Consider the following 14992-nt stretch of genomic DNA (forward strand, 5'->3'; position numbering starts at 1 on the left):
ATTATAGGTCTTTTAATATATGATTATTTATAAAATAATTAAACTTATTTACTTTTTAATAAATACCTGTTATATAATACCATTTTATTACCAATTTTTATATAGATTAGTATGCCTGCTAAGCCTTAGGAAGGTTTTTTGTTTTATAACAATACTAGTCAGTGAGGAGAAATATTGATTTCAACAGAGTTTTCTTTAACAACATCTATCAATTCAGATAATTACTTTTGCTCAACGCTTATTAATAATTCTAATGAGTCGATTGAGAATTTCATGTTCTGTTTCAGCATACTTGCACCCGTAAAGGTTATTGAAAATTGCAACATTTTTAAAAGTGCTGGTGGATATATAGAGCTAACCCATCTTGAAAATTTCGTTTTAAAACCTGGACAAGAATGGAATTTTAAATACGCCTATAAAGAATCTAGACATATGCCAATGAATCACAGATGGGCTCCCCAGGGCGTTTTTTTAAAAAATAATAACGGTGAAGTAGTTAATCTTGAAATGATTGATTTGGATCTTAAAAGAATCTCCTCCGTGGCACCAACTCCTAAGTATTCAAGTGATAAATTAAATCATGAATCACTAAGATTGGTGCCACATCCTTATTCATGGGAGGCTAGTGCTGGCGTATGTAATTTATGTGCTCCTATCAACATACTATTCAATGACAGTGACATGATAAGCAATGCTTACAAGTCAGCCTCTGATTTAGCTAGTCGATTAAATCTTAATCTTTTTTCTGGCCCCGTGAATGAAATTAATGAGAAGGCATCATCCACTGTAAAACTTAAACTTCAAAATCATTTAAGTGACTCTTCATATCAAATTACTATTACCAGTGATGATGTTGAAATTACTGCTGGAGATGAGCCAGGTTTTTATTATGGTTTTATTTCTTTGATGCAATTAAATCAAACATATCATCAGTTAATTCCATGTGGGTCAATCATTGATAAGCCACGATTTAGTTGGAGAGGCCAGCATTTGGATACTGTTAGGCATTTTTATTCAGTAGACAGTTTATTAAAATTACTCGATTTAATGAGCCTCTTTAAACTTAATAAGTTTCATTGGCATGGGGTTGATGATGAGGCCTTTCGCTTCAAATTTGATAGAAATCCTGAAGTTGCAACTGCAACTTCTAAAAGAGGAAATGGTTTGCTAGTGCCGCCTGTTTTTGGCTCTGGACCAGATGCAACTGGCGGTTGTTATGATAGAGAAGATATGCATAAAGTTATCAATAGGGCATCAGCTAACTTTATTGAAGTAATGCCAGAGTTTGATTTACCTGGCCATAACATGGCACTAATTAACCTCTTCCCAGGTTTGCGTGATCCTAAGGACCAAAGTTGTGAGGTCTCAGTTCAAGGTTACTCAGAAAACACTCTGAACCCAGCAATGCCAGAAACATTTTCGCTTGTTGAGTCTTTAATTGATGATTTATGTGACACGTTCCCAGGTGAATATATTCATTTAGGTGGTGATGAGATTGCACCAGAGTCTTGGACAAAATCACCTGCAATTGATGTGTTGAAGGTAAAGCATAGGCTTAATAATGGTAAAGATGTTGCTTCTTGGTTTATTAATAAGCTTTCTAAGAGAGTAGAGTTTAATAATAAAAAAACAGCTTCCTGGCAGGAAGCTGAAGATGGTCAGCACCATGATGATAAGTCAGAAAAATTACTATTTTCTTGGCAGGATCTGGAGTCTGGTTTTAATTTAGCAAGAGAAGGTTATAAAGTCGTCTTGTGCCCTGCTGAGTACATTTATTTTGATATGGCTCAGAGCAGAAATTATGCTGATCGTGGAGCAAATTGGGCAGCAGTCATACCTTTTGAGAAAGTAGTTGACTGGCCTATTATTCCTAACAATGAGCCAGAACTTGAAGCTAATATCCAGGGAATTCAAGGACATCTTTGGTGTGAAACGATTCTTAAGGATAGCGAAATGGAATCAATGCTATGCCCACGAATTCTTGGACTAGCAGAAAGCGCCTGGTCGAGTGAATCAAACAGAAGAAAAGGCTCTGAGTTGGGTGATTTAGCTGTAACTAGCTATCGAGAATTATTTGATAAAATTGAATGGGACCACTATAAAGCTGAGAATTTTGATATCATGTCCGATCCATTAACGAATAAGGAGGCTTTGGCCAGTGAGTAGTTTGATACAAATGCTTAAACCCAAAACCAAATCACAAACAACCACAATGTTTGCTTGGGCATTAATTGCGCCTGCTGCAATGGTTATGTTTTGGATTGTACTTTGGCCTTTGTATGAAACCTTCCGCCTGTCTTTTACTAATTCGAACCTTGGAACCCTAATGGGAGGTGCTGATTTTATTGGCTGGGAAAATTATGAAAAAGCCATTGGAGGCCGAAAGTTTCCTGCGATAGTAACTCGAACTTTCTACTGGATGTTTTTATCTGTTGGTTTCAAGATGATTTTAGGTTTAATCGGCGCAACACTTTTAGCGAGTAATATAAGAGGGCGCGGACTTATGCGTGCTTTAGTTATGCCGCCATGGATTGTGCCTATAGCAATTGGCTGCTTTGGTTGGGTGTGGCTTTATAATGGGCATTTTGGCCTGCTCTCAAATTTTATAGAGATGGTCGGTATCACGGATGGTCCCTTTAGTTTCTTAGCTTATAAGCAGAGCGCTTTTTACTCAGCAGTTGTGACCGATGTTTGGATTGGAACGCCAATGGTAACTCTATTCTTTTTGGCGGCAATGCAAGGTGTTCCAAAAGACTTATATGAGGCTGCTTATGTTGATGGTGCATCGAGGTGGTATCGATTTAGAAGGATTACTTTGCCACAAATTATGCCTACCATTGTCTCTATGGCTTTACTGTCAGCAATCTGGACTTTTAATTCATTTGAAATTATTTGGATCTTGACAGAGGGCGGTCCTCGTGGGGCAACCACTACATTAATTATTGATACCTTTAAAACAGCGATCTTTAATTATAAGTTTGGTGCTGGCGCGACAAGAGCGGTTCTTGTTGTATTAATATTAGGTGTGTTTTCAGTAATTTACCTAACGGTACTAGGAAGATTGAGTAAAAAATATGGCTATGGCGGGGTTCAGAAATGATGGATAAGTACTCATTACTTCATAAGATTGGAATTTATGTCTCTCTCGCAATATTCATATTATTTATGTTGCTTCCTTTTGTTGAAATGTTTGTAGCTTCTCTCAGGCCAATCACTCATTTATTTACTAGGCCAGATGTTCCAATGGGCGAGACGATGAGTTTTTTTGATTTTATGAGCAGGTTTTGGTCAGATACTATGAGTTTTCAGGCATACAGGGATATGTGGGTTACCGTACCTCAATTACCGCGTTATATATTTAATAGCGTATTCATAGCATCAGCTGTTACTCTTTTATCAATGTGCTTTATTGTTCCAGCTGCCTATGCCTATGCACGTTTTAACTTTCGAGGAAAAACCACTAGTCTTACCCTCTTTTTGGCTGTAAACATGTTTTCAGGAGCGGTTCTTTTAATCCCTTTGTATAAATTATTACGCTCTTATGGTTTATTAAATACCTATTGGGCTATGATTATTCCTGGTGTGGCGTTTCTTATACCAACAGGAATATGGCTGCTTAAGTCTTTTTTAGAGAAGATACCCTATGAGTTAGAGGAGGCTGCATTTGTTGATGGTGCATCGCGCCTTTATACCCTTAGACGTGTTATCCTGCCTCTAGCAGTTCCTGGTTTAATTGTGGTTGGTGTTGCAATGTTTATTGGCGCTTATGCGCAACAATTTTTATTTGCAATTACTTTTAATCAAAATAGAGATTACATGCCACTACCAGCTGGTATTTTTGAGTTTATTGGATACCAGACAGTGCTCTGGAATGAAATGATGGCAGCAAGTCTTGTTGGAGTTCTGCCCGTGTTGTTAATTTTCCTGTTTATGCAGAAACATCTCATATCAGGTTTAACTTCAGGGGCGGTAAAGGAGTGAGATTCAAAAGTCTCACATAAAGTGTTATTAGGATAATTTAATTCTAGTAACTTGAAGTAAATAGAAAAGGAGAAGTAAATGAAAAATATAAAAAAAGCGCTCTTCTTAGCTGTATTGGGTGCAGGTTTAATGGCTCCAGTGCAAGCTGAAGAAGTGCATATGATAATGTGCGGTGGTGAAATCCGTGAAGCTGATAAAGTAGTAATTTCTACTTTTGAAGCAAAATACTCAGGCGTTACAGTGAATGCTGAAGCGGTTCCTTGGGGAACATGCCAGGACAAAGCAATGACACTAGCAGCAGCTGGTGATCCTGTTGGTTTGGCTTATATGGGTTCACGTACTCTGAAGCAACTAGCTCTAAGCGGTCTGATTGTTCCAGTAGATATTGCTGATGATCAGAAGGAAATGTATCAGCCAGGTATTCTTAATACAGTATCTAGTGGTGGAAAAACTTGGGGCTTCCCTCACGCTTTCTCTACTAAAGCCCTATTTATCAACTGTGGTTTAGTTGAAGAAGCAGGCATGGCTTGTGTTGCTCCTAAGACATGGACAGGTATGTATGCGATGGCTAAAGCTATCAATGATAATACTTCAGCTGCAGGTATTGGCATAACTGGAAAGGACTTTGATAACACTATGCACCAATTCTTAAATTACTTATATAGTAATGGCGGCTCTGTAAATGATGCAGATACTGGTGAGATAACTTTTAATAGTCCTGAGACTATCGAAACTCTTGAGTTTTATGGTAAGTTAGCTGGTGTTGCTCAGGAAGGCCCAATGGGTTATGAGCGTGGACAATTGACTCAGTTGTATAACGATGGTCAGATTGGAATGTATATTAACGGTCCATGGGGTGCAGGTCAGCACAATGATAATATTGCTGAAATAGTTGTCCCTATTCCTGCTGGTCCTAGTGGTTCAAGTGGAACATTATTAATTACTGACTCAATTGCAGTATTTAAAGGTTCTGCTAATGAAGATCTAGCAATGGAGTTAGCTTCTATGCTTTCATCTGGTGAAGCACAGTATGACCTAGATAAGAGCTGGGGCTTAACACCAATCATGCAGTATGAGAAGATGATGGATGATGTCTACTATACTACTGACTACTGGCAGACATTTGTTGCGCCAATTGGTGGTGGTGGTCCAGAGCCAATGTTTGAAGACTTTAAAGCATTGCAAGCTGGTATCAATGGTGCTATCCAAGGTATGATCTTGGGCGAAGGTTCTGCTGCTGATCTAGTTGCAGAAGCTGCTGAAATTTTAGCAGAAGGCAATTAAGTCAATTAATTGACTATTTCAGGGGTAACTATTAGTTGCCCCTGAATTTTTTTAAAGGCTTACTTCAAAAAGAGGTTAATTTAAAAGCACCCTTTTGAAGCTTGCTTTAAACATAAGTAATAGATAATTTAATTGCGCACTGAGTATGCGCTCTTTTTAAGGAAGAAAGAATGGCAACAGTAAAACTTGAAAATATTTATAAAAGTTTTGATGAAACAGAAGTTTTATTTGATATTAATTTAGAAATAAAGGATAAGGAATTCGTTGTTTTTGTTGGACCCTCTGGTTGTGGAAAAACAACGTTATTAAGAATCATTTCAGGCTTAGAGGAAGCTACTGCGGGCAGTGTAATTATTGATGATAAAGATGTTTCCAATGCACCTCCAGTTGAAAGAGGTATCGCAATGGTTTTTCAATCTTATGCCCTCTATCCTCATCTGTCAGTTTTTGAAAATATAGCGTTCCCACTTCGGGTGGCAAAAGTTAATGAAAAGGAACTCGAAGAAAAAGTATTTAAAGCTGCGGATATCTTGCAGTTAAGAGATCGTTTAGATTTCAAACCAGGCCAACTATCAGGAGGCCAGCGCCAAAGGGTCGCCATTGGCCGCTCTATTGTTAGAGATCCAAAAGTATTCCTTTTTGATGAGCCTTTATCCAATCTTGATGCAGCTCTTCGTGGAGATATGCGTGTTGAGCTAGCAAAGCTCCATCAAAATTTAAAGACAACAATGATTTATGTTACTCATGATCAGATTGAAGCGATGACAATGGCTGATAAGATTGTTGTATTGCGTGATGGCGTTATAGAGCAGGTAGGATCACCAATGGATTTATATCATAATCCTAAAACAAAGTTTGTGGCAGGCTTTATCGGCCAACCAAATATGAACTTCCTTAAAACAACTGATACAGAAATTAAAAGTAAAAAACTAGTTGCAAATATTGGTGACTTGAATTTGGACTTGGCTGTTGACGTCTCTAGCACAAAAGCAGGTGATGAAATAGATGTTGGAGTAAGACCAGAAGATCTAGTCGTTTCTTCATCAAAAGGTGGGGTTCCAATGAGTGTTGAAGTTGTTGAACATATTGGAGCAACAGTTATCTTACATGGCTCTGTTTTAGGCAATAGTAATTTCTGTGCTGTAGTGCCAAGTGACTCAATTATTAAACCAGGTGAAACTGTCAACCTGGTTTTTGATGCTTCTAAGTGCCATACTTTCGACTCATCAGGACAGGCACTTAAGAAAACGAATAAAAAGAAATAAGAGAATAATCATGAAAACTGGAATTGTTGGCCTAGGTTTAAGAGCTGCAAATGTTCTTAAAATGCTTGTAGAGGATTTACCAGAGTTAGATTTAGTTGGTTATGTTGATCCTGATCCATGTGGATTATCTATACTTGATGAAGTCCCCCATAATTTAATTAGATTTGAAAGCCTTGATGAGATGATTGAAAAATGTAGTCTTGATCTTCTATGGGTTGCTTCCCCAAATCATCTGCATCTCGACCATATTAAAGTTGGTCTTGAGGCCGGCTTAAAAGTTTTCTCAGAGAAACCTATTGTTACGACAAAAGAGGATAGCTTTAGTCTCGCTAAATTAATAAAAAAATATGGTGAAGACCAATTAATTGTTGGACTTGTTTTGCGATATTCAGTGCACATGCGAGAACTGAGGAGAGTTCTTGATGCTGGAACTTTAGGAAATATCACTTCACTTGAAGCTAATGAACATATAGCCCCATTTCATGGATCATTCTTTATGAGAGATTGGCGCCGACTTGAAAAATATTCAGGTGGCTTTATGTTAGAAAAGTGCTGCCATGATATTGATTTATATAACAGTATTGTTGGTGATAGACCATCTAGAGTTATTAGTTTTGGAGGTCGAAATAATTTTATTCCTTCAGAGGCCCCTAATGGAAATGAGCATGATGATGTTTACCAAATAAAAAAATCTTATTGGGAAAGTGCTGATGATCCATTTACGAGTAACGCGGATATTATTGATCATCAGAATTCATTAATAGAATATCCAAATAATGTAAGTTTCTCTTTTCATACCAGTATTAATGTTCCTGATGAGCAGCGGCGTTTTTGTATTATTGGAAGTCGAGGTATGGCTGAAGGTGACTTTGGTCGAGGTGGACTTAAGATTACAGATGCGCGAACTGGTGAGTGCTTAGAGGATCATGATTTTAGTGTTTCAAGTGCCCCTGATGCAGTAAATTACCCAGCACATTACGGCGCAGATAAGTTGATGTGTGAGGATATTGCAAGCTTTCTTAGAGGTGATTTAAAATTCCTGCCTGTTGGGCCAAAAGAGGCGATTACTGCAGGTTTGGTTGCTCTGGCAATTGATGAAAGTATGGTTTCAGGACAAGTTGTTGATATGGCTGAGACTTGGAAAGAATTGGACTCATTATATTAAAGGAGTTGGGTTTTGATTAAAGGCATAAGTTATCTTTCTTTTGAAAATGGACTGACAAATACTGAGTCAATAGAATCTGCATTAGCCCAAACAAAAACTTTTGGCTTTGACGCGCTAGAGCTTGGTATATCAACAGAAGGCGTTTTAACAACTAACACTACTAAGGCTGAATGTTTAAAGATACGACAAATAATTAATGATTCAGGGGTTTTTGTAGATAGTTTGGCTACTGGAATAAGTTGGGGAGTAAGCCCAACTAGTAATGATGAGGATACCCGTAAAAAATCAATTAGTCTTCATCAAGATGCGCTAAAGGTTGCTGGCAATCTTGGATGTAAGGCATTATTAATAGTCCCTGGCGTAGTTAAAAGCCCAATCTCTTCGGATATTGTTCGTTATGATAGAGCTTTAGATCGGTTAAGGGATGCGGTCAATCAGATGCTGCCAATTGCGGAAGATCTTGATGTTGACTTATGCCTTGAAAACGTATGGAATGGCTTCTTTTATTCGCCAATTGAGCTTAGGGATTTTATTGATTCTTTTGATTCAAATAAATTAGGTGTTTATCTAGATATAGGCAATCTTATTGGTTACCAGCAACATCCACCTCACTGGATTGAGTTACTTAACTTAAGAATAAAAAGAGTTCAAATAAAGGATTTTCAAGAAAATTTTGACTGGACTGGTAGTTTTAGTTTTTGTGATCTTGGGGCTGGTGATGTGCCTTGGAAGGAAACAATAGACGCACTTAAGGCAATTAATTATCAAAATACGATAATCGCTGAAATGCTTCCTTGGGATGAAACAATTTTGTCTCGTACATCAGCTGCAATGGATCAATTATTCGATTTCAACTCTATTTCTTAAATTTAAAACCTATGACTAATAAACTTAAAGTTGGCGTAATTGGCCTTGGAAGTATGGGCTCAACCCATTTGGATATTTATTCAAAAATAAATGATATTGAAGTCATCGCTATTGCGGATTCAATTCAGAGTAGACTCGATGGGTCAAGCAAAGCAGAGGGTAATATTAGTGGCCAGGCTGAAGGTGGAGTTCTAGGTCTTAGTGTTCAAAAATATCTTGACGGTATGGATCTTATAAATAATCCAGACATTGATATAGTTGATATATGCGTTGGGACTGATCTGCATTTTATTTTTGTTGAAGCTGCACTAGCTAAGAATAAACACGTGTTAGTTGAAAAGCCATTAGCTAGAACTTACGATGAAGCAAAAAAAATTATCCAGTTAGCCAAAAAAAAATCTTCATGTCATGTCATGTCGGCTATGTGTCTAAGATACTGGCCAGCATGGGTTGTTCTAAAGGAAGCAATTGAAAATAACACTTATGGAGAATGCTTATCACTCAACTTTAAGAGGCAGACAAGTTTTCCAGGTGGTACTTTTTATTCCGATGACAATCAGTGCGGTGGTGCCCTTTTAGATCTTCATGTGCATGATACTGACTTTATTAATTACTGTTTAGGATTGCCAGATGGAGTCTTTAGCCAAGGATACAAAGGGCCAAGTGGAGGTGTAGACCATGTTGTTACAAACTATATTTATAGTAAGACTAACGTTTCTCCCCTAGTCAGTTCTGAGGGAACATGGACCATGCAGGAAGGCTATGGTTTTAATATGTCATATACTGCTAATTTTGAAAATGGCACTCTCAGCTATCTTTTAGATGAAGATGAAACATTAAAACTATTCAGAGCTGGGTTTGAGCCTAAATCTATAAAGTTAAAAGAAGGGATGGGTTACGAGCATGAAATTCGAGCTTTTGTCGATGAGATTTTATCTGGTAATAAGACAAACTTTGATTTATTGCTTCAAGCAGCAGAGACAATTGCGATTATCGAGGCTGAGAAAATAAGTATTGAAACATGCTCGATTGAAGCTGTAAAAGTCTAACTTAATATTTAGGCTTTTGATAGTAATATTTTAGCTAGTAAGTTCCAAGTTTGTAGTCATCCCAAAGTTGTTGTGCAAGTGCACCAATGTATGCATCATCATTCTCTAGAGCTTGTTTAATCCAAAATCTTGACTCTAAGAAATTTATATCAGCACCCTTATCAAGTAAATACATTCTTCCAATGTTATATTGAGATGGAGCATCTCCCTGTTCAGCTGCTTTCATAAACCAACTAAAAGCAAGTTTATCATCTTGGACAGCACCCTGACCTCTAAGATATAGGTTTGCTAAATTATATTGTGCGTTAACATTGCCTTGTTCAGCAGATTTTTTATACCACTCAATTGCTACTGCAAAATCTTGCGGTGTCCCCCTTCCATTCGCATGCATCCAGGCGAGGTTATATTGAGCTCTTTCGTGTCCATCTTCAGCAACTTGAGTCCATTCAAGCACAGCAGCTTCATAGTTACCACTGGCATATTCTCTTTGTCCATCTATGTAATCAGCAAAGGCACTATTGAGTATGGTAATTGAGAATAGAAAAGTTACAAGAATCTTATTTTTTGACATATTTTTCCCTGAAAGTTTAAGTAGTGCTTAAGTGGTAGGCCTAATGTGCGATATATTACCATATTTGCATAATAATTTGCAGCTTTGAATGACTCTAATTGTATTAATTAATTAGGCAATTCACTATAGAATATATTGATTAATTTTTTGTAATAGACCATTAAAAATAATATGTTTAACGCTAAGTTTAAGATGATTAATTTTTTATTAATCTCTATTGGGCTAAGTTTCACTCAAATTGCTGCAGATGAAATTAAAGTTGCAGTTGCAAGTAATTTTTATCCAGCAATGAAAGAAGTTGTATTACAGTATGAGTTAAAAAAATATCAATCTTCTGAGAATCATAAGATAAATCTTATTTCAGGCTCTTCGGGCAAACACTACGCGCAAATTTTGAATGGCGCTCCTTTTGATATATTCTTCTCAGCTGATAAGGCAAGGCCAATTCTATTAGAAAAAAAAGGAATATCTGAGACTGGATCAAGATTCACCTACGCACTAGGTAAGCTTATTCTTTGGAGTTCTACAGATGGTTTTATAGAGAGAGACGAGCGGCTTTATAATAATAATTTAAGGTTTTTAGCGATAGCTAATCCTAAAATTGCGCCGTATGGAGTGGCAGCTAGAGAGGTGTTGATATCAATGAATCTATGGGAAGATTTGCAAAGTAAGCTAGTAAGAGGTGAAAATATTGCACAGACATTTCAATTTGTTAATAGTGGCAATGCTAAACTAGGATTCATTTCTTACTCACAACTTATGAATCCTAGTTACCCTGTGGTTGGTTCATTTTGGGAAGTGCCCCAAATACTCTATACGCCAATAGAGCAGCAAGTAGTGCTGTTGAAGAAAAGTTCGCTTGCAAAAGACTTTTTGTCATTTATTGAATCAGATGAGTCTTTAAATATCATCTCAAAATATGGATATGACTTACCATAATGTTAAATGAATACGATCTTTCAGCCCTTCTAGTTACAATAAAGTTAGCTTCGATAACGACAGTTATTCTCATTTTAGTTGGCACCCCAATTGCATGGTGGCTTTCACAAACTCGTTTTAAATTTAAGGCAGTAATTGAAGCGATCATTGCTCTACCACTAATTCTTCCTCCTACGGTGCTGGGTTTTTATTTGCTTATGACTTTGGGCACTAATGGTCCAATAGGAAATTTTTTGGAGTCACTAGGTGGAAGTTCAATCGCTTTCACATTTACTGGACTCGTTGTTGGGTCGGTTATTTATTCACTTCCTTTTGTAGTTCAGCCACTACAGAATTCTTTTGGATCTATTGGTAAGCAGCCCATGGAGGTTGCAGCAACCTTGGGCGCATCAAAACTAGATCGCTTTTTTACTGTAGCAGTCCCTTTGGCTCGCTCTGGTTTTATCACTGCAAGTGTTTTAGGGTTCGCCCACACAGTAGGAGAGTTTGGCGTTGTCCTGATGATAGGAGGCAACATTCCAGGTGAGACAGGAGTTTTATCAATAGCCATTTATGATCATGTTGAGGCAATGGAATATGGCCAGGCCCATGTTTTAGCTGGGGGCTTACTTGTCTTATCTTTTGTCATGCTCCTTGTTGTGTATATATTTAATCGCCGATTTTCTATTATGAGGAGTGATAAGTGATTGAATGTAAGATAAAAATTGATTTAGACAGCTTCATTCTTGATGCTAATTTTAGTATTCCTGATAAAGGTGTAACTGTTATTTTTGGTCCTTCAGGATCTGGCAAAACAAGTTTATTAAGAGCATTGGCGGGCCTAGAAAAGACCCGTAAGGGATTTCTAAAAATAGGCGATTCAATTTGGCAGGATAGTGAAAATTTTGTTTTAACTCATAAGCGTCAAATTGGCTATGTGTTCCAAGATACTACTTTATTTGAACACCTTAATGTTCAGGGTAACCTCGATTATGGGATTAAAAGATCGTCAAATATAGAAAAAGAATTTATAGACTCTATCCTTAATTTATTAGATATAAAAAAATTACTTAATCGATCTACAGTACAACTCTCAGGGGGTGAAAAGCAACGAGTTGCAATTGCTAGAGCTCTACTCATTAAGCCTAAAATTTTATTAATGGATGAGCCATTATCAGCGCTTGATATTAAACGTAAACAAGAAATTTTGCCCTACCTCGATGCGCTTCATAACGACTTAGATATTCCAATTATCTATGTAACCCATTCTCCTGATGAGGCCTCAAGATTGGCTGATTATTTACTACTTCTTGATCATGGAAAAGTCATCGGGTCTGGACCAATAAACAATATGCTTACTAGGTTTGACCTTCCAATGTCCCACGGCAGGGAAGCCACTTCATTGGTTGAAGCTAAAGTAATCAGCCGTGAAAAAGAATATAATCTAATGCATCTAGATTTTCCAGGAGGTAAATTTTTAGTTCCAGATAATAACTTGCCAATTGGCAGTAATGTTCGTTTGAGGGTTTCAGCGCGTGACGTAAGTCTTACAAGAGAAAAGCAGACTGACACCAGTATCTTAAATATCTTTCCAGCAATAGTTGATGAAATGTCACCTGAAGGAAAGGCTCAAATTATGGTTCGGCTTAAAATAACAGAAATCACTTTACTCACGCTGATAACAAAAAAGTCCGCTAAGATCTTAAATCTAAAAAAAGGATCAAAGGTTTTTGCGCAAGTTAAAAGTGCAGCAATACTTTCGTAACAACTTTAGCTAGTTCTTTCGGCGGCCCTTAATCTTTTAATTGGCCTTTCGTCAATGAAGACATGAATAAGCGCTGTAATTGCTGCAATAATTGCAGCCCACCACCACACCTGGTTGTATGATCCTGTTGTATCAAAAAGGTATCCGCCTAGCCATACGCCTGTGAATGAGCCAATTTGGTGATTCAAAAAAACAATACCATATAAGGTGCCCATAAATCTTAATCCAAACATCTGCGCGACTAGGCCCGAAGTAGGGGGGACTGTAGCTAGCCAAAGCAACCCGGTTGCAAAGGAGAATGCGTAGATTGTAAAAGTTGAAATTGGAATTACAAGAAATAAAACAATCACAATAGACCTTGCGCCATATATAAAAGCTAGTATCCATTTTTTTGAATAAATACCTGAAAGGTGACCCGAAACTAAAGAGCCAAAAATATTACTAAGGCCAATAATTGCTAGGCTTGCTGCAGCAATTGAGCTGTCAAAACCCTTATCCGCAAGATAAGAAGGCATATGAACTGTAATAAATGCTAGCTGAAAGCCACAAACAAAAAAACCTGCAATTAAAAGCCAATAATGAATATGTCCTGACGCCTCATTAAGGGCCTCTCTGAGGTTTTGAGAGGGCTCATTATCAACATTGCTGTTCGTTTTTTCATCGCCTTTAAATACTGGCGCGAAAAGAATCATCGACAGTGCGCCTATTGCCATTATTATTAGTGCTGTTTGCCATCCATAAGCAACTAGAAATTCTCGCGCAACAGGAATAAAAAGGAATTGTCCAGCAGAGCCTGCAGCAGTTCCAACACCTAAGGCAAGTGCTCTTTTTTCTGGACTAACCATTCTCGCCATAGCTGGAAGAATAACGCCCAGACCCGTTCCAGCAATTCCCATTCCTATAAGTATTCCAGCACCTATATGAAGACTAACAAAGCTATCTGCAGTGGCCGTCACATATAGACCTAAAGAATAAAGAATGGTCCCAACTATAACTACTCTTGCAGTTCCAAACTTATCAGCAAATGCGCCTGCAAGAGGTTGAGTTAAGCCCCAAAAAAGATTTTGCAGGGCTAACGAGAAAGCAAAGACTTCACGACCATAGCCAAAGGTTTCAGAAACTGGCTTAAGAAAAAGTCCTAGTGATGATCTAAAGCCAAAATTAATAGCCAAAAGGATGCACGCTAATGCAATTGCTAGACTTAATATTTTTTTATTTTGCATCAGATCAATATTCTTTTAACGTTGCGATAGTATAACCATAATTATTTGACGAGCCTTTATATAAGTATTAATATAGCCCACACTTGTTTTAATTAATTTTAATTAGGGAGCTATATGCGCATACTGGTTTTTCAACATGTCGACTGTGAACATCCTGGATCTTTAAGACAGTTTTTAGCTGAGGATGGAATTGAGTGGGATGCAGTTTATTTGCATCGAGGTGATAAAATCCCAAGCTTTGATAATTATGACGCGCTTTGGGTAATGGGCGGCCCAATGGATGTCTGGGATATAGAGGAAAATCCCTGGTTGGTTGATGAAAAAGAAGCAATTAGGCATTGGGTCCGAGTCTTAGGTAAACCATATTTAGGACTATGTTTAGGCCATCAGTTGCTTGCAGATGCGCTTGGAGGAACCTGCGGCCCTCAAAAAATACCTGAAATTGGCGTTCTTGAAGTTGAACTAACTGATGAGGGAAAGTCAGATCCACTTTTCAAAGGTACAGCTCATCATCAGCAATGCCTTCAATGGCACTCTGTCAGGGTGGCACAAGCTCCAGAAGGTGCTGTTATTTTAGCTAAGTCAGATGCCTGCTCTATTCAAGCAATGCGGATAGGAGTAAACGCATGGTCAATGCAATATCATGTTGAAATAGAGTCAGATACTGTCAAAAACTGGGGCGCTATCCCTGCTTATGCAGAAGCTTTAATAAATACACTTGGCCAGGGCGCATTGTCAGATCTTAAAAAAAATACTGATGAAAATATGAGTCAATGTTTGAGTTGCGCAAAACAAATTTATAAAAACTTTATGCAAGTAATGGTTTAGTTAAATTCAAGTTTTTTACATAACAAATCTATAAAAATTTTATGGAATTAAAAGTTTAGTTAAATTCAAGTTTTTT

The 14992-nt window shown here is 37.5% G+C and carries 14 protein-coding genes; 12 read left to right on the forward strand and 2 right to left on the reverse strand.

Annotation, left to right across the window (positions count from 1 at the left end):
* The first annotated feature begins 174 nt into the window (after window positions 1-174).
* From AC5YGD_RS00690 to AC5YGD_RS00725, 8 genes are all read left to right on the forward strand, one after another.
* Window positions 175-2166 (forward strand): family 20 glycosylhydrolase, encoded by a 1992-nt coding sequence (locus AC5YGD_RS00690; protein ID WP_496141648.1) that lies wholly within the window; start codon window positions 175-177, stop codon window positions 2164-2166.
* A gap of 10 nt (window positions 2167-2176) precedes the next feature.
* Window positions 2177-3100, forward strand: coding sequence for a carbohydrate ABC transporter permease (locus AC5YGD_RS00695; protein ID WP_271556330.1), 924 nt, complete (start codon window positions 2177-2179; stop codon window positions 3098-3100).
* Window positions 3097-3981: a carbohydrate ABC transporter permease gene (locus tag AC5YGD_RS00700; protein WP_271556329.1), complete on the forward strand. Its 885-nt coding sequence runs from the start codon at window positions 3097-3099 to the stop codon at window positions 3979-3981. Before AC5YGD_RS00695 ends, AC5YGD_RS00700 begins: the two co-directional genes overlap by 4 nt.
* A 78-nt stretch (window positions 3982-4059) precedes the next feature.
* Window positions 4060-5265, forward strand: coding sequence for an ABC transporter substrate-binding protein (locus AC5YGD_RS00705; RefSeq protein ID WP_416652234.1), 1206 nt, complete (start codon window positions 4060-4062; stop codon window positions 5263-5265).
* A 170-nt stretch (window positions 5266-5435) separates the two neighbouring features.
* Complete coding sequence (locus AC5YGD_RS00710; RefSeq protein ID WP_496141649.1) at window positions 5436-6530, forward strand: sn-glycerol-3-phosphate ABC transporter ATP-binding protein UgpC; 1095 nt, start codon at window positions 5436-5438, stop codon at window positions 6528-6530.
* A 10-nt stretch (window positions 6531-6540) separates the two neighbouring features.
* The gene (locus AC5YGD_RS00715; RefSeq protein WP_496141650.1) at window positions 6541-7695 is read left to right on the forward strand and encodes a Gfo/Idh/MocA family oxidoreductase; all 1155 of its coding nucleotides are present in this window, start codon (window positions 6541-6543) and stop codon (window positions 7693-7695) included.
* Window positions 7696-7707: 12 nt separating this feature from the next.
* Entirely contained in the window at window positions 7708-8562 is an 855-nt protein-coding gene (locus AC5YGD_RS00720; protein WP_496141651.1) for a TIM barrel protein, read from the forward strand.
* Between the two features lie 11 nt (window positions 8563-8573).
* Window positions 8574-9611 carry a Gfo/Idh/MocA family oxidoreductase gene (locus AC5YGD_RS00725; protein WP_496141652.1) on the forward strand — a complete coding sequence of 346 codons (1038 nt, stop codon included), beginning with the start codon at window positions 8574-8576 and terminating at the stop codon, window positions 9609-9611.
* 34 nt (window positions 9612-9645) lie between these two features.
* Here the strand turns inward: AC5YGD_RS00725 and AC5YGD_RS00730 are convergent, their stop codons facing one another.
* Window positions 9646-10182: a tetratricopeptide repeat protein gene (locus AC5YGD_RS00730; protein ID WP_496141653.1), complete on the reverse strand. Its 537-nt coding sequence runs from the start codon at window positions 10180-10182 to the stop codon at window positions 9646-9648.
* Window positions 10183-10374: 192 nt separating this feature from the next.
* Here AC5YGD_RS00730 and modA point away from each other — a divergent pair, with 192 nt between their 5' ends.
* The 3 genes from modA to modC are packed head-to-tail and all read left to right on the forward strand — an operon-like array spanning window position 10375 to window position 12865.
* On the forward strand, window positions 10375-11121 hold the full coding sequence (modA, locus tag AC5YGD_RS00735; RefSeq protein ID WP_496141655.1) for a molybdate ABC transporter substrate-binding protein: 747 nt from the start codon (window positions 10375-10377) through the stop codon (window positions 11119-11121).
* On the forward strand, window positions 11121-11807 hold the full coding sequence (gene modB / locus AC5YGD_RS00740; protein ID WP_496141656.1) for a molybdate ABC transporter permease subunit: 687 nt from the start codon (window positions 11121-11123) through the stop codon (window positions 11805-11807). Before modA ends, modB begins: the two co-directional genes overlap by 1 nt.
* Complete coding sequence (gene modC, locus AC5YGD_RS00745; RefSeq protein ID WP_496141657.1) at window positions 11804-12865, forward strand: molybdenum ABC transporter ATP-binding protein; 1062 nt, start codon at window positions 11804-11806, stop codon at window positions 12863-12865. The genes modB and modC overlap by 4 nt, the downstream gene beginning before the upstream one ends.
* Before the next feature lie 5 nt (window positions 12866-12870).
* On the opposite strand, the gene AC5YGD_RS00750 is transcribed toward modC, so the two are convergent.
* Window positions 12871-14091 carry an MFS transporter gene (locus AC5YGD_RS00750; RefSeq protein ID WP_496142376.1) on the reverse strand — a complete coding sequence of 407 codons (1221 nt, stop codon included), beginning with the start codon at window positions 14089-14091 and terminating at the stop codon, window positions 12871-12873.
* Between the two features lie 111 nt (window positions 14092-14202).
* Here AC5YGD_RS00750 and AC5YGD_RS00755 point away from each other — a divergent pair, with 111 nt between their 5' ends.
* On the forward strand, window positions 14203-14916 hold the full coding sequence (locus tag AC5YGD_RS00755; RefSeq protein ID WP_496141658.1) for a glutamine amidotransferase-related protein: 714 nt from the start codon (window positions 14203-14205) through the stop codon (window positions 14914-14916).
* Window positions 14917-14992 lie beyond the last annotated feature (76 nt).

The organism is Candidatus Pseudothioglobus sp. uisw_070, assembly GCF_059512545.2.

Coding starts and splice junctions, on each gene's coding strand:
- modA (WP_496141655.1), top strand. CDS start 10,375: ATGATTAATTTTTTATTAATCTCTATTGGGCTAAGTTTCACTCAAATT.
- AC5YGD_RS00725 (WP_496141652.1), top strand. CDS start 8,574: ATGACTAATAAACTTAAAGTTGGCGTAATTGGCCTTGGAAGTATGGGC.
- AC5YGD_RS00705 (WP_416652234.1), top strand. CDS start 4,060: ATGAAAAATATAAAAAAAGCGCTCTTCTTAGCTGTATTGGGTGCAGGT.
- AC5YGD_RS00755 (WP_496141658.1), top strand. CDS start 14,203: ATGCGCATACTGGTTTTTCAACATGTCGACTGTGAACATCCTGGATCT.
- AC5YGD_RS00715 (WP_496141650.1), top strand. CDS start 6,541: ATGAAAACTGGAATTGTTGGCCTAGGTTTAAGAGCTGCAAATGTTCTT.
- AC5YGD_RS00730 (WP_496141653.1), bottom strand. CDS start 10,182: ATGTCAAAAAATAAGATTCTTGTAACTTTTCTATTCTCAATTACCATA.
- AC5YGD_RS00710 (WP_496141649.1), top strand. CDS start 5,436: ATGGCAACAGTAAAACTTGAAAATATTTATAAAAGTTTTGATGAAACA.
- AC5YGD_RS00700 (WP_271556329.1), top strand. CDS start 3,097: ATGATGGATAAGTACTCATTACTTCATAAGATTGGAATTTATGTCTCT.
- AC5YGD_RS00695 (WP_271556330.1), top strand. CDS start 2,177: ATGCTTAAACCCAAAACCAAATCACAAACAACCACAATGTTTGCTTGG.
- modB (WP_496141656.1), top strand. CDS start 11,121: ATGTTAAATGAATACGATCTTTCAGCCCTTCTAGTTACAATAAAGTTA.